This window comes from Thiorhodococcus fuscus, from assembly GCF_042682685.1.
Taxonomy (GTDB): Bacteria; Pseudomonadota; Gammaproteobacteria; order Chromatiales; family Chromatiaceae; genus Imhoffiella; species Imhoffiella fuscus.
Map to the genome: position 1 here is coordinate 212,017 of NZ_JBHUHX010000007.1, position 20,762 is coordinate 232,778.

The following is a 20,762-nucleotide window of genomic DNA, read 5'->3' on the forward strand; positions in this document are numbered from 1 at the left end:
CATGCGCGCTCGGCTGGTATGGGTGCTCTTGGCGCTATTGCTGGTCCCATTGCTGACCGGATGCGGTGCATCCGGTCCGGAGGACGATGGGATCCTGCGGTTCGGATTGGCCGAGCCGCCGCGTAACCTGGATCCGCGCTTCGCCACCGACGCCACCTCTGAGCGTGTCAATCGGCTGCTCTATCGTCGCCTGGTCGAATTCGACGCGCATGGTCTGCCGGTGCCGGGCATCGCCACCTGGGAGCGGATCACGCCGACCCGCTATCGATTCCGACTGGGCGAGGAAGGGCGGCGTTTCAGCGATGGCAGCTGTCTGACGGCCGCCGATGTCGCCGCGACCTACGGCTACATCCTCGATCCCGACACGGCCTCGCCGCACCGCGCTCAGTTGAGCCTGATCGCCTCGATCCAAACACCGGATGCCGACACGATCGAATTCAGTCTGAACGATCCGGATCCACTGTTTCCGGCCTATCTGGCCGAGGGCATTCTGCCCGCACGGGTCATCCGGGAGGGCCGAACCCTGAGCGACGCGCCACTGGGCAGCGGTCCCTTCGTTCTGCGCGATTGGCCCGAGCCGGGTCGGTTGCGGCTGGAGCGGCGCTCGGACGGGCTGCAGGTCGAGCTGCTGGCGGTCAAGGATCCGAGCGTGCGGGTCATGAAGCTGCTGCGCGGCGAGATCCAGATGCTCCAGAACGACCTCTCGCCCGAGCTCTATGCCTATCTGCGCGAGCAGGAGGGGATAGGGATCGAGGTGCGTCCTGGCACCAATTTTTCCTATCTGGCGTTCAATCAGGAGGATCCGGCGACCGGTCGGCTCGCCGTTCGCAAGGCGATCGCCCATGCACTGGATCGCGAGACGCTGCTCCATTATCTCTTTCGCGATCTCGGTCGCACCGCCGAGTCCATCTTTCCGCCCGATCATTGGGTCGGAGTTCAGGGGCTTGAGCCCTATGCCTACGCGCCCGAACGCGCCGTCGCACTCCTGAAGGACGCAGGATTCGATGCCGCGCATCCGTTGCGCCTGACGCTCAAGACCTCAAGCGATCCCTTTCGGTTGCGGCTGGCCACGGCCATTCAGTCGCAATTGGCGGCGGTCGGGATCCAGTTGTCGATTCGCAGCTACGATTGGGGGACCTTCTTTGGCGACGTCAAGGCGGGGCGGTTCCAGCTTCATGGTTTGACCTGGGTTGGCGTCCATACCCCGGACATCTTCCGTTATGTCTTTCACAGCCGCTCGATTCCGCCCAATGGGGCCAATCGCGGGCGCTATCGAAATCCAGAGGCGGATCGTCTGATCGACCAGGCGGCCAGCGAACCGGACCTGGAACACCAGGCCAGGCTCTATCGCGCGTTGCAGCGACTGCTGCACGAAGAGCTGCCTTATGTGCCCCTTTGGTACGAGGCCCAGATCCTGGCCGTCCGCCGGGGCGTCGAAGGCTACCGTCTCGCCGCCGACGGTAACTACGACGGGCTCGAACAGGTGCGTCTGGTGCCCGCCAATCACAGCGTGACGACGGATTCGGACTGAATGCCGTGCGGGATCCTGTGGTTGCGCAGACCGCTGCGCCCGACGTCGCCCCGCTAAAATGCGACAATAGACATCCTATCTTCCCCATCCTACGAGTGAGACCGATGCGAATCCTCCACACCATGCTGCGCACTGGAGATCTCCAGCGCTCGATCGATTTCTATACCGAGGTTCTGGGCATGAAGCTGCTGCGGCGCCAGGACTACCCGGAGGGCAAGTTCACGCTCGCCTTCCTCGGCTACGGTGACGAGTCCACGAATACCGTCATCGAGCTGACCTACAACTGGGGCGTCGAGACCTACGAGATGGGTTCCGCTTACGGCCATATCGCCATCGAGGTGGACGATGTCTACGCAGCCGTCGAGCGCATCCAGGCCAAGGGCGGCAAGATCCTGCGCTCGGCTGGCCCCATGAACGCAGGGACCACCATCATCGCCTTCGTCGAGGACCCGGACGGCTATCCGATCGAGCTGATCGGGGTGTGAATGCCGTTCGAGACATTCACCCGCCCGAGGGCGCTCGGGAAGCGTCGATGGGGTGCGTGAGCCGCGCGCGGTATCTGCTCCTTCTGTGCTGCCTGTCCTTCGTCTCCACCGTGCTTGCCGACTGGCGTGTCGTCTGGAGCGACGAGTTCGACTATGTCGGACCGCCGGACGCGAACAAATGGAATATCGAGACCTGGCCTCCCAGGAGAGTGAACAACGAGCTCCAGTCCTATACCGCCGATCCGGAGAACGTCCGCGTCGAGAACGGTAGCCTCGTGATCGAGGCGCGGGTCGATCCAGACGATGACAGCATGTTCACCTCGGCCAGAATCAATTCGCGAGGTCTGGGAGCCTCGGCCTACGGTCGCTTCGAGGCGCGGATTCGCTTTCCCGACGCGCGCGGGACCTGGTCCGCCTTCTGGTTGATGCCGAGCGATCCGAGCCTCTATGGCTGGAACGAGGAGGAGGGCTGGTATTGGCCGAACTGCGGCGAGATCGATATCGTCGAACAGGTCGGGTTCGAACCTGAGGTCGTTCATGCATCCGTCCACAGCAAGGCCGCCTATTTCAAGAACGGAAATCAGCGTACCGATCAGATCGAGATCGCGGACGCCGCAGATACCTATCATCGCTATGCGGTCGAGTGGCTGGAAGACTCCATGGAGTTCTTCGTCGACGACGAGAGCTTCTTCAGAGTGGAGAACAACGGCGAGGGTTGGGAGTGGTGGCCGTTCGACCAGGAGTTCTACGTCATCCTCAATCTGGCCGTCGGTGGAAGCTGGGGCGGTCGGGAGGGAATCGACCTGGATGCCTTGCCTCAGCGGATGTTGGTCGATTACGTTCGTCTTTCCGAATATTCGGACCCCGATGATCCCGAGGCCGACCTGGAGCGCTGATGGGGCGTATCGGTCTGTCAAATCGATAGGGATGGATTAAAGCCGATGCCCGCCATGCCGCGAGCGCATGCCGGCGCGGGCTTGCCAATGAGGTATCCCTGCGCGAAATGCACGCCCATGGATTCCACCGTGTCGAAGATCGCTTGATCGGCGACGAATTCCGCAATCGTTTTGATCCCCAGCTTCTCGGCGAATTCGACGATGGTTTCGACGACGATTTCGGAATTCTTGTCGGTCGTGATGTCTCGGATCAATGAACCGTCGATCTTGATGAAGTCCACGTCGAGATGAATGAGCGTCTCGAAGCTCGAAAAGCCGCTACCGAAATCATCAATGGCGAATCGTGCCCCGAGCCGTTTCGTTTCGCGTATGAAGGACTTGATCTTGTCGGGATTGGAGAAACCCTCCTGCTCGGTGATCTCGAAGATCACACGGTTCGTCATGCCATAACGCTCGTGCAGGTCGCGGAGGGTCGCAAGTATGTCGTTGCGCTCGATGTCCTCGATCGAGAGATTAATGCTGAGCGTTACATCGCTGGCGCTCGATTCTGCGATCGCCTTTGTGATCGTCCGTGTCGATAGACGTCTGTAGGTGTCCGATCGCTTGGAAATTTCCAGGAATTCCGCCGGATGGTAGATCCTGCCTTCCGCGTCGCCGATGCGCATCAGCACCTCGTATTTGTTGACGACGCCGGTTTGGATATCCTGAATGGGCTGGTAGTAGGGAATGATCCAATCCTCCGCGATGGCTTTTCTGATGAGGCGGGTCGTGCGGAGATTGCGCTGATACTCGTTGAGTATCGGCAATGCGTCGTTATAGATCGCCGTCTTGAGCTGCGTCGACTTGGCATGATTGAGTGCCGTGGAGGCCGCTACGATCGGGCTGGGATGACTTTGGTTGCAGATTCCGGCGGTGATAGATGCGGCGACGATCTGTCCCTTGACCGGGAGTTCCTCTTCGTCGAAATGTTGTAGGAAATCCTTGATCTGCTTCTCGAAAATATCGAGCGGCTCAGGTCCTTCGTCGAGCACGGCGAATTCGTCGCTGTTCAGGCGGTACACGGAATAGTTGTGCTTTGAGAAATGGACTCTCAATGAGCGGGCCGTTGCTTGCAGTAGTTCGTCTCCGGCGTCCATTCCAAGCAGATCGTTGATTTCACGGAATCGATCGATGTCGAGAATCGCCAGGTTGAAATGATGCACATTCTTGATGTCGAAGATGAGCCGTTGTCTGGAGAATAGCATCGTCAAGCTGTCGTAGTTGGCGAGTTGATTCAGCTTGGCAATGAGTTTTGCGATATGTTCATGAAAATACTGATTCAGTCGGCCTAGTTCGATATTTGGGTTGGTTCTGGCGCTGGGGTGTTTTTGTTCTGGTGTGCCGTTTGCCATCGATTGCATATCCGCAAGCAGCGAGTAGACGGGTTGAATGATTCCATGGTTGATCTGCCTGGCGACGAGTAGTAGCAAGGCGGTGGTGGTTATTGCGTAAATGATTGTCTGAACGAGAATGCTTTGACGGGTTATTGAGCGTATTTCGCTGTGCAGATCTGCGCGGATTTTATTCATCTGCGACTCTCTCATGGCGATCGTCGCCGCGAATGGTGCAAGTGAATAGGAGACATCGAGGCGGCCGATCGGTTTTCCCTTATGTTGGATGTCTATAGACCGATCGACACATTCGCGTGTGGATTGTTTGCTTGCCTGTGAAATGGGCTTGCCACTGAGCGCATCGATGATGACGATGGAGCAGATGGCGTCGTGCTGGAGAAATTTGCGGCTTTTGTCTTGAAGCGATGTGCGATTGAAGTCATAGAGTTCCTGCGAAACGGAGAACGCCAGCATTTGAATGTATTGTTGAATGTCTTTCTGGAAATGGTCGGTGAATAATTGCTGTTCCTGCTCGTCGTAATCCTTCAGTGCTTCGATGCTGCTCGTTTCGATTCTTGCTTCAAGATTCAGGGCGTTTTTAATCTGAATGCCGAACAGAACGACGAGCAATAGAAAGATGATGAGCGAGATCACGAGGAGCAGCTGAAACTTGATCGAGTCTTTCTGGAGCATAATAATTAGACTTTTGTTTTTATTCATTATTTATCATGATGACTCGTTAAGGAGCGATTCAAGACGACGCCTCGTCAAGCGTTGAGTGAGTCTAGTGCACCGAATGTTATGACCAAAATCGGTCGAAGATGGCTTGCCGAGCATACCTCAGGCTCGACCGTACGTTCAGGTGGATGCGGTGTTTTCGTCATTTCGCAAAAACGTCATCTCTCGCCGGTACCATGGTGTAAACGCAGCTGATGAAATCGTCCGGTTTGATGCCGCTTCAGTTTTCGGCCCTTCTTCGTGATGAGGTGTGTGCGCTCATCGAATCATGGAGTTCTATTCGGACAGGTAAACGGATCGCTGGCGCGATCCGGTCGATGTCCTGAGTTCGTGGTCGTTTGTGTCGAAGCGGTTCGGCGATCCGAACGTTCCTCGCGCTCCTCACGCCAGACTGTTTTTAAATTAATTTTGCGCCCTTCATCGACGTCTGTCGGACCCCGAGTTGGTCACGGCTCGCCGTTAGCGTTACGTGTACGATTTCGACTGAAGCGTGTCTGCCTGCGATCAGTGTCTCGCCGGGGCAGGCTGGTATTTGACATAATCTGCCTTTCAATAGGGCTCACCCAGGCCGGGCCTTCGGCGGCGCATTCATGTGCGTTTTCGTTGTCGCGGCCTTGCCCTGCCTCCCCCAAATCATGCCTCGGTATCCTTCCCGATGATCAAGAGCGGTTTGAAAACGAACCTGAACCTGGCCCTCATCCTCGTTGTTACGCTGGTTCTGGCGGCCTATGGCGTCTGGGACGTCATGCGTATCAAGGCGAGCGAGACGGTGCGGCAGGAGCATGATGTGGCCTCGGTGCTGAATCGTCTGGCGCTCGGTCTGCCCAAGCCGCTGTGGGATTTCTCCATGACCACGGTCGACGACATCCTGCATGGAGAGATGAGTCACCCGGCGATCCTCGGCATCGCGGTGCTGGATGAGCAGGGCGCTCTTGTGGTCGGCCTGGCCCAGGGAGAGAAGGAGATCGAAAAGGTCGATGCCTTGCCGGATCTGCCGAGGACGACTAAGGCGGAGCGGAAATTGAGCTATTCGGACGGGACCGAGGATCATCCAATCGGCTCCGTCGTGCTGTTCGTCTCGAAGGATCCGCTGCGTCAGGCCGTTCGCGATGCCATCGTGCGCAACCTCATCATCATGCTGGTGCTCAACGCGGTTCTGGTGTTGTCGCTGGGGTTCGCGCTGACGCGCTTGGTGCTCAAGCCGCTCGACCAGATTCTCCTGCGCGTGCGCGACATCGCCGAGGGGGAGGGCGATCTGACCAAACGGGTCGAGTCGCCGCGTCGGGATGAACTCGGCCATCTGGCGCAGGCATTGAATCAATTCATCGCCTCGATCAGGGACATCGTCACCCAGGTCAACGGCGTCATCGAAGGGCTCAACGACTCGGCGCATCAGGCCAAGGAGATCACCCAGGATCTCAATCTTCAGCTGAATCAACAGCAGGAAGATCTCTATATGCTGACCACCTCGCTCACCGAGTTCAGCGCCACGACGGACGAGGTGGCGCGCAACGCCGCGCTGGTCGCGGAGTCGGGAGAGCAGGCCGGGAAGCGCGCCGAGGCGGGTCTGCAACTGGTCCGGGAGGCGAATGCATCCAATAGCGAATTGGCCGCGACCGTTGACGAGGCATCCGGTGTCATTTCGGAACTCAGGCAGAGTACCGAGGCCATTACCGGGATCCTGGATGTGATCCGAGGCATCGCCGATCAGACCAACCTGCTGGCGCTCAACGCGGCGATCGAGGCGGCGCGGGCGGGCGAGCAGGGGCGCGGATTCGCGGTCGTCGCGGACGAGGTGCGCACCCTGTCGCAGCGCACCCAGGACTCGACCCGTCAGATACAGGAGACCATCGAGGGATTGCGCGAACGCACCCAGCAGGCGGTCGAGACAATGGCCCAGAGCAAGCTCAAGTCGACCCGCAGCGTCGAGCTGGCATCGGATGCGGGTGAGGCGTTCGCCGAGATCGATGAGGCGATCAAGCAGATCATCCAGATGATGACCAGCGTGGCCACTGCCGCCGAGCAGCAGAGCTCGACCGTCGCCGAGATCGACCGCAATGTCAGCAGCATCCAGCAGGTCCATCAGAAGACCGTCGTGCTATCGGATTCGACGAACGTCTCGGGCGAATCGCTTGCGAGCAGTGTCACCCGGCTGCGCTCGCTGTTTGCCAAATTTCGATTTTGATTTTGATCCCGCGTGGCGGGTATATCACCCCCCGTCTCCAAGTAGAGCGGGGAATGCAATGATAGAGCGAGTAATGCAATGAGCCCTCGATTCGAAACCTCGGCGTCGCCTTGCGCGTTGCGCCCTCTGGCGTTCGGTGCCGCCGTGCTTGGCGCCACCATCGGACTGCCCGCGCAGGCGGACTGGTCGACCACGGTGACCGCTGCCAGCGACTATCTGTTCAACGGCGTCACCCAGACCGGCCACAAGCCCGCCTTGCAGATTGGTCTGGATTGGTCGGCCGCCACGGGAGGGTTCTACGGTGGGCTTTGGGCCTCGAACGTCGATTTCGAGGATGATACCAAGCTCGAATTCGATGGCGCGGCTGGGTATCTGATGCAGTTGCATCCCGAGATCACGCTCGATGCGGGTGTCGCCTACTACACCTATCATGGGGACAGTGACAGCAGCGATTACAACTATCCAGAGGTCTATCTCAAGCTCGGTCTCTATGGGTTCAATCTCAACGCCTGGTACAGCTACGACTATTTCGGGTTGGATGTCGGTCATGTCATCCTGATGCTGTCCAAGGATATTCAGATCAACGATCGACTCTCGTTCAGGGCGCAGATCGACCGTTCGACCAGTCTCGATGTCGACCGTTATGCCTGGGACGATAACGAGGATAGCTATCTCCACTGGCAGGTCATGGGAAATTATGCCTATTCCGGTTTCGATTTCTCGCTCGGCGTCAGCGGCACCGACCTGAGCTACTCCACAGGAGACACTCGGGTGCTGTTCACCCTGAGCCGGACATTTTCACTCGCGGGGGGAGCATGAAATGAAGCAGCATTCGCGCAACGCAGCGTTACTGAGTGTCTTCCTGGGATTGGTCGGCATCTTTCAGTCGGCCGCAGCCGAGAAGGTCTATATGACCTCGCTCGAATGGCCGCCGTACTCGGGCGCCGCCTTGCCCGATCAGGGCGCTGCGATCGCTGTCGCCAAGGCCGCCCTGGAGGCGATGGGGCACGAGTTGGTCGTCGAGTTCTATCCCTGGTCGCGCGCGGTGAAGCTCGTGCAGCAGCCGAATTCGAAATACGTCGCCTATCTGCCCGAGTACAAATACGAGACCGAGGATTTCCAGTTCTCGGAGCCGCTCGGGGAGGGGCCGCTCGGGCTGGTGGAGAATGTGTCGGCGCCGATCACCTGGGAGGGCGTCGAGGATCTCGAACGCTATCGGATCGGGGTCGTGCAGGATTACGTTAACACCAAGGCGTTCGATGACCTGGTTGCCGCCGGGCGCATCAAGGTCGAGGCGGTGGGCACGGATACTCAGAACATCCTCAAGGTCGCCGCTGGTCGTCTCAACGCAGCGGTCATCGACTCCCACGTCATGGCCTATCTGCTCGCCAACACCCCACAGCTGACGTCGGTTTCCTCCAAGGTCAGGATGAACGACCGCCTTCTGGAGATGAAGGATATCTATGCGGCCTTCGCCAACAATGAGGCAGGCATCGAATGGCGCAAGATACTCAATGAGGGGCTGACCAAGATCGATGCCGGGGCGATTCTCGACACGCAGATCGGGGCTTCGAAGTAGCCGTCCCTGTCTTCAAGCGCCATCATTTATCGGCAGGTACGCGTTGCTTCGCGTCGGCCCGCATTTTAGGATCGAGGGATACCTGTCCTGGAATCCCGGAGAACAACATGGAAGGCCGTGCGCCCCAGCATAAACCCCTTCGCTTTACCATCTTCTATCAGATACTCCTCGCCATGTGCGTCGTGTCGACCATTCCCATTGTCGGGCTCTGGTATATCAGCGTCCACGAATCCAGGCTGGAGTGGAGTGCGATCGTTTCGCAGAATTTGAGCCAAAGCGCGGATGCCTTGGGGCGTACCGTCGAGGACTGGACGGCGGCGAATCTACGCCTGCTCGACCAGAATGCCCGTACCCCGGCGATTCGCAGCATGGATGCCAGGCTTCAGGATCCTGTGCTGGCGACGGTTGCCGAGACCTACGATTGGATCTACCTGGCGTTCACGGTTTCGCCCGACGGCAAGAATCTGGGCCGGAGCGATGGTGAGCCGCAGACCTTTTACGGCGATCGCTCCTACTTCAAACAGGTCATGGAGGGCGCGCCGGTCGGTCAGCAGGTCCTGCTCGGAAAGACCTCGAAGAAGCCCGCGTTCATTCTGGCGAAACCGATATTCGCCGATACGGGCGATACCCAAGGCGTCATCGCGATTGCGATGACGCTGGAGGATCTCTCCAGCACGATTACCAAGACCCGTATCGGCAAGACCGGTTACGCGATCCTGCTCGACGAGAACAACCGCCTCATCGCGCATGGCGCGGGCGAGATCTCGTCGGAGCTACAGGACTTCAGCGACTATCCGGCCGCGCGTCTGCGCTCGCAGCCGGGCGACGCGCCCTTCATCTTCGAGGAAGGAGGCAAACGCTTCGTCGCCTATACCAAGGTGCTGGAACAGGGTTGGAAGTTCATCGTCCAGCAGGATGCCAGCGAGGCCTATGCGGCAGCCGATCAGGCGCAACGCCATGCCCTGATCTTGCTGACTTCGACCTTGATCGCCGTGCTTCTGGTCGCCTTGTTGCTGGCGCGGCGACTCAGTACCCCGATCCGCGCATTGACCGCCGCTGCGGATGAGATCAGTCGGGGCAGCTTCAAGACCAAGGTTGGCGAAACCGAGCGAAGCGATGAAATTGGCGCCTTGGCGCGGGCTATCGAACGGATGCGCGTGAGTCTGGAAATGGCACTCGATCGATTGCGTAAGCGGTAACGGCTATGGCAGATGGCTACATTATTTTCGCCAAGATCGTCGAGGAGATTCGGCGGCTCGTGTCGCAGCAGGTGACGGGCACGCTCTTTATCGCGACGAACGAGAACCGTAGTGCACAGGTCTCCATCGAGGCTGGCAAGATCGTCTATCTCTACTTCAGCAATACGGTCGGCGTGACCGCGCTTGAGCGCATGGCGCAGATCCATTCGGGCCGATATCGGTTTCAAGAGGGTCCGGCCGGTCTGCCTCGTGTGGATCTGCCGCCGACGGAGACGATTCTGGCGGCACTTGAGGCGGCGGCCTCTCGGGGCGACGCCTCGGGTCCGCGCGAAGGCGCCGAGGCATCCGGGCTGACGGAGCCTCAAAAGACCGTGCTCGTTGAGTGTCTGGTCGAGTTCATCGGGCCGATCGCGGAGATTTTGTCTGAGGATCATCTCCGCCAGGCGAGCGATTTAAACACGACCATCGACGCCTTGGCCGGCGAAATCCCCTCACCGGATCAGGCCACGCAGTTCCGCGCGCTGGTGCGGGCTAAGCTGCGTGCTTGATCGACTGCGGGTTTGGGCTGGGTGAGGAATGCCCCCCTGCGTTGCCGTTGGGGGGCGCTTTCGTTCGCGCCAATCCGGAAATCGCCTTTCCGAGTCGATCGTCAGACGATGCTGTCGACGACGCCGCCATCCACGCGCAGTGCAGCACCCGAGGTTGCCGAGGAGAGGGACGAGCAGACGTAGACGGCCATGTTGGCGACCTCTTCGACGCGTGCCGCCCGCTGGATGATCGACGAGGGCCGATTGGCCATGACGAACTCGGCGGCTGTCTCCTCGATCGGCTGGCCCGGCTTGATCGCGTCCTTCAGCATCTCGACCAGTCCGTCGGACAGGGTGGGGCCTGGGAGCACCGAATTGACCGTGACACCGGTCCCCGCAACCCGCTTGGCAAGTCCCCGGGCGATGGAGAGTTGGGCGGTCTTGGAAAAACCGTAGTGGATCATGTCGGACGGAATGTTGAGCGCCGACTCCGAGGCGATGAAGACGACCCGCCCCCATTCCCGCTCGATCATCCCCGGCAGATAGGCGCGGGAGAGACGCACGCCGGACATGACGTTGGTCTCGAAAAAACGGTTCCACTCGCTGTCCGGTGTCTCGAAGAAGTCTTGCGGGCCGTAGACGCCCAGGTTGTTGACCAGGATGTCGACGTTCGGATGGGCTGCAACCAACGATTCGCAGCCTTCCGCCTGACCGAGATCGCCGACGAATCCCTCGACGCTTGCGTTTGGCACCGAGGCGCTGACGTCCGCCAGCGCCCGTTCCACTGAGCTCTCCTTGCGACCGTTGAGAATCACCCTGGCGCCGGTTGTCGCCAGCCCCTTCACGATCGCCAATCCGATACCCGCTGTCGAACCGGTAACCAGTGCCGTCTTGCCGCTCAAATCGATCTTCACACGCACTCCTTTTCAGCATTTCAATTCGCGAATGCCGAGGACATGGTGATCGGATATTCAAAAAATAAGGCGTGGCTTGGACACGCGGCGATTGGATTCGGTCGAGTCATGTGCGGCGTCGCCGATCTGACGTGGTTGCGCGACGGCGACTTCGAGTGCGTCCGTCACGGTGCATTGAGGCCCATCGACCTCAACTATGGACAACAGAGCCAGACCGAACCTCGGACTGCGTCGTGTATGCGGTGAGTTTTGGGTAGATTGGCTGCGATATCGAACCTGTTCCGAGCCGGTTCGGGACAGATTGCCACGACTCGGGAGAGCAGGGTATTGCGTTGCAATTGGCTGGGTATCTTCGTGTTGCTCGCCGCGTTCTGGCTTGCTGGGGCCTCGTCGGCGCGGGCGGTGATGGTCGACGCCTTCTATGGCGAGTATCTGGCGGACGCCAAGGCGCCAGGTGCGCCGGCGGCCTCGCTGAGGGGGCCGATATCGGAGCGCTGGCGATACGTCGAGCGGGCGCGCGGCTCCTACAGGATTGGCGTCCTCTTTCCGCACCTCAAAGACGCCTACTGGGGCGCGGTCGATTTCGGGATCGCCGAGCGAGCGGTTTCGGGCGGCGTCGCTTTCGAGCTCTTGGAGGCGGGCGGTTACGCCAATGTGGCGACGCAGATTCAGCAGCTAAGACGCCTGCGGGATCAAGGGGTAGACGGCGTGATTCTGGCCGGGGTCGCCTACGACACGCTGGATGCGGAGGTGGCCGCAACGGTCGTGGCGAATATCCCGGTGGTGGCGGTGGTCAACGACATCCGCGCATCTGAGGTCCAGGCCAAGTCGATGGTGTCCTTCTATGAGATGGGCGCGAAGGTGGGAGAATATCTGGGCGCGGACATGGGCGCGCGGGCGGTGAACGTCGCCTTTTTCCCCGGACCGAAGAAGAGCGGTTGGGCGCCCGAGAGTCTGGCTGGATTCACCGACGCGTTGGAGGGTGCTCCGGGTATCCGTCTGCTGGCGCCTTTCTGGGGCGACACCGACGAGAAGACCCAGCGCAGTCTGATTCGGCGTGCCTTCCATTTCTACCCGCAGATCGACTATCTGGTCGGCAATGCGGTGATGGCCCAGGTCGCCCCGAGCGTTCTGGCCGAGCTCGGACGCTCGCCCGGAGAGGTGCGGATCCTCTCGACCTATCTGGTTCCACAGGTCTATGCGCACATCCAGGCCGGGCGGGTTGAGGCCGCGCCGGCCGACCTCAACATCGATCAGGGTCGCATCGCCATGGATATGATGATCCGGCTCCTGGACGGTCAGCGTCCAGGTGTGGACTTCCCCTTCCGTGCCGGCCCGCAGATCCCGATCATCACCGCAGAGACCATCCGTGAGTATCCGTTCGAACGCCTGTTTGGCGATCGCGATTTCGTGCCGATCATCCGTTACCAACCGGACGCGCCGGAGACGGACGCACCATGAGGCTCGCCTATAAGTTAATGATTCCGCTCGTTTTGATTCTCGTCGTCGGTTTCGGGATGCTCTATGTCCTATGGATCCAGTCGGAGCGGGCGATGATCGACGCCTTCGAGGAGCAGTCGAGTCGCGTCATCATGGATGAGCTTACGCAGCATCGCGAGCGGCGCCTCGAAGTCGAGCGGGCCTATCTGGAATTCGTCGCCAGTATGGCGGCGAAGGTGGCGGTCGAATTCGTTTCCAACATGAACTATGGGGGGATCGAGCAGCCGATATCGGAGCTGCTCGCCCTCGATGGCGTCACTGCCGTGCAGGTCTTCGATGCGACGACGGATCAGACCTTTGTTGCGGCCTATCGGGAGGATGGACGCTCTCAGGTCGGTGCCGAGCTGCCGGAGGCGTTTGCGGGTTATCAGCAGTTCCGCCATCCGCTCACCGGTTCTTTCGATGGGCATGTGGTCGATTATGGCTATATCGCGATTTACTACGATGACGCCCTTTTGCGCGAGGAGGTCGGGGCGATGGAGCATGCCTCGCTCGGTCGCATCGAGCAGATCAAGACGGATGTCCAGCGCATGCTGGTGCAGCGGCTCTCGTTCCAGCTCCTGCTGTTGATCATCGTCGCCTTGTCGCTCGCCGCTAGCGTCTTGCTGCTGGTCTATCGTTTCGTGCTGGTGCCACTGCGTACCCTGCATGAGGGGCTGGACGGATTCTTCGCCTTCCTGCAGCGGCAAGAGGATCGTATCGAGCCCATCGCGCTGAAGGGCGGCGACGAGTTCTGCGACATGGCCCGCGCGCTCAATAAGAACATCGAGATCAGTGCCGAGCTCCTCCAGTCGATCAATGCCTTGAACGCGACGCTTGAGCACAAGGTCGAGGCACGTACCCGCCAGCTGCGCCTGGCCAACGAGAAACTGGAGCTGAGTCTCGAAGGGGGGCGTCTGGGTTCGTTCGACTGGGACATCACTAGCGATCGCTACAGCATCGACGAGCGCTGGGCGAACTTGCTCGGCTTCGAATTCGATGCGGCCGAGCACAAGCTCGACGTGTGGACCTCGCTGATTCATCCGGAGGACCTTCGTTCGACCCTTCAGCGACTCCAGCGCTATCTCGCCGGAGAGGATCCGCACTACGAGACCCAGTACCGGGTGCGCACCAAGGACGGTCGCTATCTGTGGATTTTGGCTCGGGGCAAGATCGTCGCCTGCGATGCTGAGGGCCGCCCTGTCCGGGTGGCGGGAACCCATATGGACATCAGCCCGATCAAGGAGACCGAGCAGCGCCTCCTCGATGCGACTCGGCGGGCGGAGCGCGCCTTGGCGGAGCTGCAATCGACTCAGGCGCAGCTCGTCCAGTCCGAGAAGATGGCGGCCCTCGGACATCTCGTCGCTGGGGTCGCCCACGAGATCAACACCCCACTGGGTGCGGTCAAGTCCAGCGGCAGCAACATCGCGCATTCATTGGAGCAGGCGCTGGGCAATCTGCCCAAACTCTTCCGCCTCCTCACGCCGGAGGAAGAGCCCTTGCTCCTCGATCTGCTGGCGTGCGCTCGGGCGCAAACGGGTGTTCTCTCCAGTCGCGAGGCGCGCCGGCTCACCCGAGCGCTGGCCGGCGAGCTGGAGCGGAACGGTGTGGCGAACGCGCGCCGGATCGCCGATATCCTGGTGCAGCTCGGGGTCCACGACTCCCCGGACCTCTATCTGCCCTTGATTCGCCATTCCCACTGCGACTTCATTCTGGAGACCGCCTACAGTGTTGCGGCGATCGCCACCAATACCGTCAACATCAACCACGCCGTCGAGCGTGCGGCGAAGATCATTGTGGCGCTCAAGTCCTTTTCACGGCACGACGCGAGCGGGAAGCGCAGCGAGACCGATCTGCGCCAGAACATCGAGACCGTGCTCACGCTCTATCACAACCAGATCAAACAGAACACCGAGCTGGTGTTTCGCTATGCCGAGATCCCGCCGCTGCCCTGCTATCCGGACGAGCTCTGTCAGGTGTGGACCAACCTCATACACAATGCCTTGCAGGCGATGGATTGTCGTGGCACGCTCCGAATCGATCTCGCCGCCGAGAACGGTGCCGCCGTAGTGACCGTGGCCGATACCGGTGTTGGGATACCCGCAGAGATTCGCGAGCGCATCTTCGAGCCCTTCTTCACCACCAAGCGGGCGGGCGAGGGCAGCGGACTGGGGCTCGACATCGTCAAGAAGATCATCGCCAAGCACGACGGTCGCCTCGAGATGGCGAGCGAAGTGAGTGTCGGCACGACCTTCAAGGTCTATCTACCCTACCCGGAGCCGATATGATGATGGAGCAGGGGATCTTGCTGTGCGTGGGCGACGAGATGATGGTGCTCAGCGCCTTGCGCAACCAACTGCGGTGCGTCTATGGCGACCGCCACCCGATCGAGATCGCAGAGCATGCGGAGGAGGGGCTCGACGCCTTCTGGGGGCGTGGGCGGTCATGATGAGCCAGCATTCTGCGATGCAGAGCCGGCGCTGTGCCGAACCGAGGCGCGACGTATGACTCAGAGCACCATTCTCTGTGTCGATGACGAGCCGATGGTCGTCAATGCGCTACGCACGCTGCTGGAGCAGCACCTGAAGGAGGTTCAGCTCATTGAGGTCGCCGAGTCGGCCTCCGAGGCGCTGGAGGTGGTGGAGGAACTGCTGCAGGACGGTATCGAGCTGAAGGCGGTCGTTGCCGACTACATCATGCCTCAGATGCGTGGCGACGAGTTGCTGGTGCGCATCCATCAGCGCTTGCCCCGGGCCAAAAAGATCCTGCTCACTGGGCAGAGCGATATCGGCGGGGTGAAGCGGGCGATCAACGAGGCCGATCTCTATCGCTTCATCGAGAAGCCGTGGCAAAACGAGGATCTGCTGCTGACGCTGCGTGGCGCGCTGACCGCCTACGACCAGGAGCGCGAACTGGAGCGTCAGAACGAACAGCTGCGTCGGCTCAACGAAGAGCTGGAGCTCAAGGTTGTCGAGCGCACGCAACAACTGGCGGAGAAGAATCGCGAGCTTGAGCGTCTGTCGATCACGGACCGTCTGACCGGTCTCTTCAACCGGCTGAAGCTGGACGAGGAGCTTGAGTACGAGCTGTCACGGGCCAAGCGCTATGGCTCGCCGTTTTCCGCCGTGCTTCTGGATATCGACCGCTTCAAGCGGGTCAACGACATCCATGGTCACCTGATGGGCGATCGTGTCTTGGTCGAGCTTGCCGACATCCTCCGCCGCACCGTTCGTGACACCGACCGGGTTGGGCGTTGGGGCGGTGAGGAATTCCTCATCATCTGCCCCGGAACTCCTGTTGACGGAGCCACCCTCCTGGCCGAGAAGCTGCGTGTTGCGATCGCGGGCCACCGTTTTCCGGTCACGGACTGCTGTGGTGCGAGCTTCGGGGTCAGCGCCTATCGCGAGGGCGACAGTATCGAAACCCTGCTCGCGCGCGCGGACGCAGCCCTGTATCGGGCCAAGGAGGGCGGGCGCAATCGGGTCGAGGCGGGGTGAGGCCGCGTTTCCTCGCACCCAAGGGCCGTAGGGCGGAATAGCGATGGCGTATTCCGCCGGATGGAGGCTGCTGGTCGACCTGTCGATCGCGCTCCTTCATGAAGTCGTCCGACACTCCCAACGACTCGAACCAACTGTCCCAGGACGCGCCGGCGGATGTAGCGGATCTGGCGCAGATATATATGCCTTCAGGTTATAAATAAGAAGGTTAAGTGATTTCACGCGACCTATAGGACGTCTCATACTCTCCCGCAACTGAAACCGATCGAAGGCCGCGCGCGTCGGCATCGTCCGGCCCGTCATCGATCCAGCGAGAGACTTCCATGAGCGAAACATTGCAATCCGGTTGGTCAGCACCCGGAGTCGAGCACCAAGCGGACGGCATCGAATCGGCCAATCGGCACCTGAACGCGCTGAGTGCGGAGGACCGCGTCGCCTGGGCGCTGGATCGGCTTCCCGGCAACCACGTCCTTTCCTCCAGCTTCGGCGTTCAGGCGGCCGTCATGCTGCATCTGCTCACCCGCATCGCGCCGCGCATCCCCGTCGTCTTCATCGACACCGGCTATCTCTTCCCCGAGACCTACCGCTTCGTCGACGAGCTGACCGAGCGCCTGGACCTCAACCTGCACGTCTACCGCGCCCCCCTGTCCTCGGCCTGGCTTGAGGCGCGGCACGGCCGGCTCTGGGAGCGTGGGCTGGATGGGATCGAGCGCTACAACCGTATGAATAAGGTCGAGCCCATGTGTCAGGCGTTGGATGACCTGGAGGTCGGGAGCTGGTTCGCCGGGCTGCGCCGGGACCAATCCAGCAGCCGTCAGGAGGTGCCGGTGCTGGCGCGCAAGGATGGCCGTTTCAAGGTCCATCCCATCGTCGACTGGCGCGACCGGGACGTCTATCGGTACCTCAAACGGCACAATCTGCCTTACCACCCCTTATGGGACAAGGGGTATGTCTCGGTCGGGGATGTGCATACAACCCGACCGCTGGAGCCCGGCATGCTGGCGGAAGAAACGCGGTTCTTCGGTCTCAAGCGGGAGTGCGGACTGCATGAGTGAGCCGCATCCGCCAGGAACGGCCTCTGTCTTGGACGCTCAGGCTGTGCCGTCGCTGGACCGCCGTTTTCCCTGATGTTACGGTCGGTGCAGAATCTGCCGTGATTGATTCCACCAACGGATGCCCGACACCAGCTTCAACTATCTGACCGCCGACAAGACGGACCTCTACCGCGCCCTGATGCGCGCCTTCTCCGAGGCCAAGGAGCATTTCCTGGTCCATCTGCGCCCGGAGGACGTGCTCGATCGCCTCAGGCGCGACGGCCGGCAGCTCGATCTCGACGCCGTCCAGGCCGCGCTCGGCCAGTTGGTCGAATGGGGCAACCTCCAGGCCGAGCCCGACACCAGCCGGGTCACCACGGTCGAGGACTTCTACCGCGCCCGCTATCTCTACCAGATCACCCGCGAGGGCGAGGCCGCCGAGGCCGCCCTGGCGACCTACGAGCGCATGCTCGGGCACCATGGCGCGCTGCAGTCCGTGGCCCTGGCCGACATCGCCAGCCAGCTGCGTGCCCTGCGGACCCTGCTCGACGCCCAGGACGGCGAGGGCGGGATCGACAGCGCCAAGGCGCACCTGCTGCTGCGCGACATCACCCGGGTCTTCACCGATCTCGCCGACAACGCCCGCGACTTCATGGCCGGGCTGGCCCGAGGGCTCGATCTGCGCCGGGCCGAGCGCGCGGCCTTCATCGACTACAAGGATCGTCTGCTCGACTATCTGCGCCGCTTCATCGGCGACCTGGTGACCCGCTCCGCCGAGATCGCCGGGCTGATCCTCGACATCCAGCGGCACCCGGCCTTCCGGCCGCTGCTGGAGCGGATCGCCGAGCGCGATGCCGCGGACCTGGCTCCAGCGCCCGGTCTGGACGACGCCGAGTCCACTCCGCTCGACCCGCTCCTGGCTCGGGTCCGAATGATCGACGAATGGCAGGCCCGCTGGTCCGGGCTCGAAGCCTGGTTCATCGGCGCGGCGGACCGCCCGTCCCAGGCCGAGCTGCTGCGTTCGCGGGCGCGGCGGGCCATCTCCGACCTGGTCGACGCCGTGGTCCAGCTCAACGAGCGTCGGCTCGGGCGCAGCGACCGCTCCGCCGACTACCGCACCCTGGCCGCCTGGTTCATGGACTGCGAGACCGATGCCGAGGCCCATCGGCTCTGGCGCGCCGCCTTCGGGCTGACCCCGGCGCGGCATCTGGGCATCGACGACGACAGCCTGCAGGCCCGCGCCGAGGAACCGGTACCGCCGTCGCGCCCCTGGGCCGAGGCGCCGCCGCTGCGGATCAGCCCGCGTCTGCGCGAGACCGGCAGCCACGCCAAGCGCGGCGTTCCGCCGAAGGTCCGGGACCGCAGCGCGGACAAGCAGAAGCTGCGGGCGCGGCTGGATCGGGAGAGCCTGCAGGCGCGCGACGCCCGCCGCCGTCTGGCGACCGGCGAGGAGACCCGGCTCAGTGAGATCGGGCATCTGGATCCGGCCAGCTTCGATCTCTTCCTGCGTCTGCTCGGCGAGGCCCTGGCGGCGACCCGGGATCCGGAGCAAGCCGTGCATACGGTCACCGGCGACGGCACCATCGGCATCCATCTGGAGCCCCTCGGCCCCGAGACCCGCGCGGTCATCGAGACCCCGGCTGGGGTCTTCGGCGGCCGCGACTATCGGGTGCGCATCACCGATCTGGAGGCCGGGGCCATCCCGACTTCGCAGCACGAGCGGACGCCGGCGCGGAATCCGGCGCCGGGCGACGAGGCCGCCGCATGAGCCAGACCAGTCTCGAACTCGGCGACCGACTCTCCCAGCTCAGGGAGGACGAGCGGCGCCGGGCCCTGCGCGCCCTGCTGATGCAGCCGCTGCTCTATGCCGATCACCCCGCCTATCGGCTGGTCAAGCGTCACATCGACTGGCTCCGGGAGTGGCTGCACAGCGAGACCCGCTGGGACCTGCGGCTCGAGGCCGACTTCGCCCGCCTCGCCAAGACCGCCCCCGAGCACGACGACGGCAGCCGCGCCGCCCGCCCCGGCAGACGCCCGGTGGACCTGGATTTCACGCGCCGCCGCTACGCCCTCTTGTGCCTGGTGCTGGCGGGCCTGGAGCGCGGCGAGATGCAGAGCACCCTGGGCCGCCTGGGCAAGGCCGCCATGGACCAGTCCGCCGAGCCCGCCATCCAGGCCAGCGGACTGGTGTTCGAGCTGCGCACCCCGGGGGACCGGCGCGACCTGGTGGCCGTCGTCCGTCTGCTGCTGAACCTCGGCGTGCTGGTCCGGGTGGCCGGCAGCGAGGACGCCTACATCCAGAACGAGACCAAGGACGTCCTCTACGACATCGACCGTCACGTGCTCTCCGCGCTCCTGGTGACCCGGCGCGGCCCCTCCCTGGTCGACACCCTGGAGCAGCCCGCAGACTCACTCGACTGGCGCATCGGCGCCATCACCGCCCGCTTCGTCGCCGACACCCTGGAGGCCCGCAACCGCGAGTTGCGCCAGCGGCTCACCGAGCGTCTGCTCGACGACCCGGTGCTCTATTACGAGGAGCTGGACGAGGACGAGCGGGCCTATCTGTTCAACCAGCGCCACGCCATTGTCCAGCGCATCCAGGAGGCCACCGGACTGGTCCCCGAGATGCGCGCCGAGGGCATCGCCATGGTCGACCCGGAGGGCGACCTCGCCGACCAGCGCATGCCCTCCGAGGGCACCGAGGGACACATCACCCTGCTGCTGGCCGGCCATCTCGCCGAGCGTCTGTCCCAGGACCGGGCCGAGCCTTGGACCGGTCTCCACGACGCCTATCGAGCCTGGGTCGAGCGCTATGGACGCTACTGGAAGAAGGCAGCCAAGGACCCGGACGCCGGGCCGTCCTTCTGCCGCGAGGCCGCCGAGCGGCTGGTGTCGTTGGGTTTGGCCAGGATCGAGGTTGACGGGGTTCGCCCGCTACCAGCGATCGCACGGTATGCGGTGGAGGCGCCGCGGATTAGTCGGGTCAGTAAGATTGGATGACGGATAATCCTCGTGTCGGTGGTTCGATTCCGCCCCTTGGTACCAGCAAGACCTTGAAAATCAACGTGTTTCGTTGAGGCGCGGGGATTTTTTATGCCTGAAAGTCTCTGGCTCTGGTGCATTTCCGGTACCGGAGCCTGTAATCATCCCTTCTCTTCATTGCAGTTCCCGCTTGGTTTCTCGCCGCGTGTCGGGCTTCGCTTCAGTGTTATCCTGATACGTTCCCTAACGATCAGGAGCCGATTGACGTGACCCCGGAACAGTTGGCAAGACACCCCACCCTCAAGGAGCGCTCGGCAGCGCACGAGCATTTTCTTGACCTCTGTCG

17 protein-coding genes are annotated in these 20,762 nt (G+C 61.9%); 15 read left to right on the forward strand and 2 right to left on the reverse strand.

Features of this window, described 5'->3' with window-relative positions:
• Position 1: 1 nt before the first annotated feature.
• From ACFSJC_RS04085 to ACFSJC_RS04095, 3 genes are all read left to right on the forward strand, one after another.
• Positions 2–1,531 carry an ABC transporter substrate-binding protein gene (locus tag ACFSJC_RS04085; RefSeq protein WP_386023598.1) on the forward strand — a complete coding sequence of 510 codons (1,530 nt, stop codon included), beginning with the start codon at positions 2–4 and terminating at the stop codon, positions 1,529–1,531.
• Positions 1,532–1,635: 104 nt separating this feature from the next.
• Entirely contained in the window at positions 1,636–2,016 is a 381-nt protein-coding gene (gloA, locus tag ACFSJC_RS04090) for a lactoylglutathione lyase (protein WP_386023601.1), read from the forward strand.
• A gap of 56 nt (positions 2,017–2,072) precedes the next feature.
• A complete protein-coding gene (locus ACFSJC_RS04095; protein ID WP_386023604.1) occupies positions 2,073–2,912 on the forward strand; it encodes a glycoside hydrolase family 16 protein in 840 nt (279 codons plus the stop codon).
• Positions 2,913–2,929: 17 nt separating this feature from the next.
• On the opposite strand, the gene ACFSJC_RS04100 is transcribed toward ACFSJC_RS04095, so the two are convergent.
• On the reverse strand, positions 2,930–4,975 hold the full coding sequence (locus ACFSJC_RS04100; RefSeq protein ID WP_386023607.1) for an EAL domain-containing protein: 2,046 nt from the start codon (positions 4,973–4,975) through the stop codon (positions 2,930–2,932).
• A 715-nt stretch (positions 4,976–5,690) separates the two neighbouring features.
• On the opposite strand from ACFSJC_RS04100, the gene ACFSJC_RS04105 reads away from it, so the two are divergent.
• The 5 genes from ACFSJC_RS04105 (at position 5,691) to ACFSJC_RS04125 (ending at position 10,531) form a co-directional block, all read left to right on the forward strand.
• A complete protein-coding gene (locus tag ACFSJC_RS04105; RefSeq protein ID WP_386023610.1) occupies positions 5,691–7,205 on the forward strand; it encodes a methyl-accepting chemotaxis protein in 1,515 nt (504 codons plus the stop codon).
• Between the two features lie 78 nt (positions 7,206–7,283).
• Complete coding sequence (locus ACFSJC_RS04110) at positions 7,284–8,024, forward strand: TorF family putative porin (RefSeq protein ID WP_386023613.1); 741 nt, start codon at positions 7,284–7,286, stop codon at positions 8,022–8,024.
• Between the two features lies 1 nt (position 8,025).
• Positions 8,026–8,784 carry a substrate-binding periplasmic protein gene (locus ACFSJC_RS04115; RefSeq protein ID WP_386023616.1) on the forward strand — a complete coding sequence of 253 codons (759 nt, stop codon included), beginning with the start codon at positions 8,026–8,028 and terminating at the stop codon, positions 8,782–8,784.
• 107 nt (positions 8,785–8,891) lie between these two features.
• Positions 8,892–9,983 (forward strand): HAMP domain-containing protein, encoded by a 1,092-nt coding sequence (locus tag ACFSJC_RS04120; RefSeq protein WP_386023619.1) that lies wholly within the window; start codon positions 8,892–8,894, stop codon positions 9,981–9,983.
• Between the two features lie 5 nt (positions 9,984–9,988).
• Entirely contained in the window at positions 9,989–10,531 is a 543-nt protein-coding gene (locus ACFSJC_RS04125; protein WP_386023622.1) for a DUF8082 domain-containing protein, read from the forward strand.
• Positions 10,532–10,632: 101 nt separating this feature from the next.
• Here ACFSJC_RS04125 and ACFSJC_RS04130 read toward each other — a convergent pair whose 3' ends face one another.
• Positions 10,633–11,424, reverse strand: a complete 792-nt coding sequence (locus tag ACFSJC_RS04130; RefSeq protein ID WP_386023624.1) for an SDR family NAD(P)-dependent oxidoreductase — start codon at positions 11,422–11,424, stop codon at positions 10,633–10,635.
• Between the two features lie 327 nt (positions 11,425–11,751).
• Between ACFSJC_RS04130 and torT the strand changes: the two genes are divergently transcribed.
• The 7 genes from torT to ACFSJC_RS04165 all read left to right on the forward strand — a co-directional run bounded on the left by torT (position 11,752) and on the right by ACFSJC_RS04165 (position 20,434).
• The gene (gene torT, locus ACFSJC_RS04135) at positions 11,752–12,885 is read left to right on the forward strand and encodes a TMAO reductase system periplasmic protein TorT (RefSeq protein WP_386023627.1); all 1,134 of its coding nucleotides are present in this window, start codon (positions 11,752–11,754) and stop codon (positions 12,883–12,885) included.
• Positions 12,882–15,191: a sensor histidine kinase gene (locus ACFSJC_RS04140; RefSeq protein ID WP_386023630.1), complete on the forward strand. Its 2,310-nt coding sequence runs from the start codon at positions 12,882–12,884 to the stop codon at positions 15,189–15,191. Before torT ends, ACFSJC_RS04140 begins: the two co-directional genes overlap by 4 nt.
• The gene (locus ACFSJC_RS04145; protein ID WP_386023633.1) at positions 15,188–15,352 is read left to right on the forward strand and encodes a response regulator; all 165 of its coding nucleotides are present in this window, start codon (positions 15,188–15,190) and stop codon (positions 15,350–15,352) included. The genes ACFSJC_RS04140 and ACFSJC_RS04145 overlap by 4 nt, the downstream gene beginning before the upstream one ends.
• Positions 15,353–15,407: 55 nt before the next feature.
• A complete protein-coding gene (locus tag ACFSJC_RS04150; RefSeq protein WP_386023636.1) occupies positions 15,408–16,400 on the forward strand; it encodes a GGDEF domain-containing response regulator in 993 nt (330 codons plus the stop codon).
• 323 nt (positions 16,401–16,723) lie between these two features.
• On the forward strand, positions 16,724–17,455 hold the full coding sequence (locus ACFSJC_RS04155; protein ID WP_386023639.1) for a phosphoadenylyl-sulfate reductase: 732 nt from the start codon (positions 16,724–16,726) through the stop codon (positions 17,453–17,455).
• Positions 17,456–17,573: 118 nt separating this feature from the next.
• A complete protein-coding gene (locus tag ACFSJC_RS04160; RefSeq protein WP_386023641.1) occupies positions 17,574–19,202 on the forward strand; it encodes a TIGR02677 family protein in 1,629 nt (542 codons plus the stop codon).
• Complete coding sequence (locus ACFSJC_RS04165) at positions 19,199–20,434, forward strand: TIGR02678 family protein (protein WP_386023643.1); 1,236 nt, start codon at positions 19,199–19,201, stop codon at positions 20,432–20,434. The genes ACFSJC_RS04160 and ACFSJC_RS04165 overlap by 4 nt, the downstream gene beginning before the upstream one ends.
• Positions 20,435–20,762: the final 328 nt, after the last annotated feature.

Bases quoted from the DNA above. Each gene is read 5' to 3' on its own strand.
- ACFSJC_RS04085 (WP_386023598.1), top strand. From the start codon at position 2: ATGCGCGCTCGGCTGGTATGGGTGCTCTTGGCGCTATTGCTGGTCCCA.
- gloA (WP_386023601.1), top strand. From the start codon at position 1,636: ATGCGAATCCTCCACACCATGCTGCGCACTGGAGATCTCCAGCGCTCG.
- ACFSJC_RS04100 (WP_386023607.1), bottom strand. From the start codon at position 4,975: ATGCTCCAGAAAGACTCGATCAAGTTTCAGCTGCTCCTCGTGATCTCG.
- ACFSJC_RS04110 (WP_386023613.1), top strand. From the start codon at position 7,284: ATGAGCCCTCGATTCGAAACCTCGGCGTCGCCTTGCGCGTTGCGCCCT.
- ACFSJC_RS04115 (WP_386023616.1), top strand. From the start codon at position 8,026: ATGAAGCAGCATTCGCGCAACGCAGCGTTACTGAGTGTCTTCCTGGGA.
- ACFSJC_RS04120 (WP_386023619.1), top strand. From the start codon at position 8,892: ATGGAAGGCCGTGCGCCCCAGCATAAACCCCTTCGCTTTACCATCTTC.
- ACFSJC_RS04125 (WP_386023622.1), top strand. From the start codon at position 9,989: ATGGCAGATGGCTACATTATTTTCGCCAAGATCGTCGAGGAGATTCGG.
- ACFSJC_RS04140 (WP_386023630.1), top strand. From the start codon at position 12,882: ATGAGGCTCGCCTATAAGTTAATGATTCCGCTCGTTTTGATTCTCGTC.
- ACFSJC_RS04145 (WP_386023633.1), top strand. From the start codon at position 15,188: ATGATGATGGAGCAGGGGATCTTGCTGTGCGTGGGCGACGAGATGATG.
- ACFSJC_RS04150 (WP_386023636.1), top strand. From the start codon at position 15,408: ATGACTCAGAGCACCATTCTCTGTGTCGATGACGAGCCGATGGTCGTC.
- ACFSJC_RS04155 (WP_386023639.1), top strand. From the start codon at position 16,724: ATGAGCGAAACATTGCAATCCGGTTGGTCAGCACCCGGAGTCGAGCAC.
- ACFSJC_RS04160 (WP_386023641.1), top strand. From the start codon at position 17,574: ATGCCCGACACCAGCTTCAACTATCTGACCGCCGACAAGACGGACCTC.
- ACFSJC_RS04165 (WP_386023643.1), top strand. From the start codon at position 19,199: ATGAGCCAGACCAGTCTCGAACTCGGCGACCGACTCTCCCAGCTCAGG.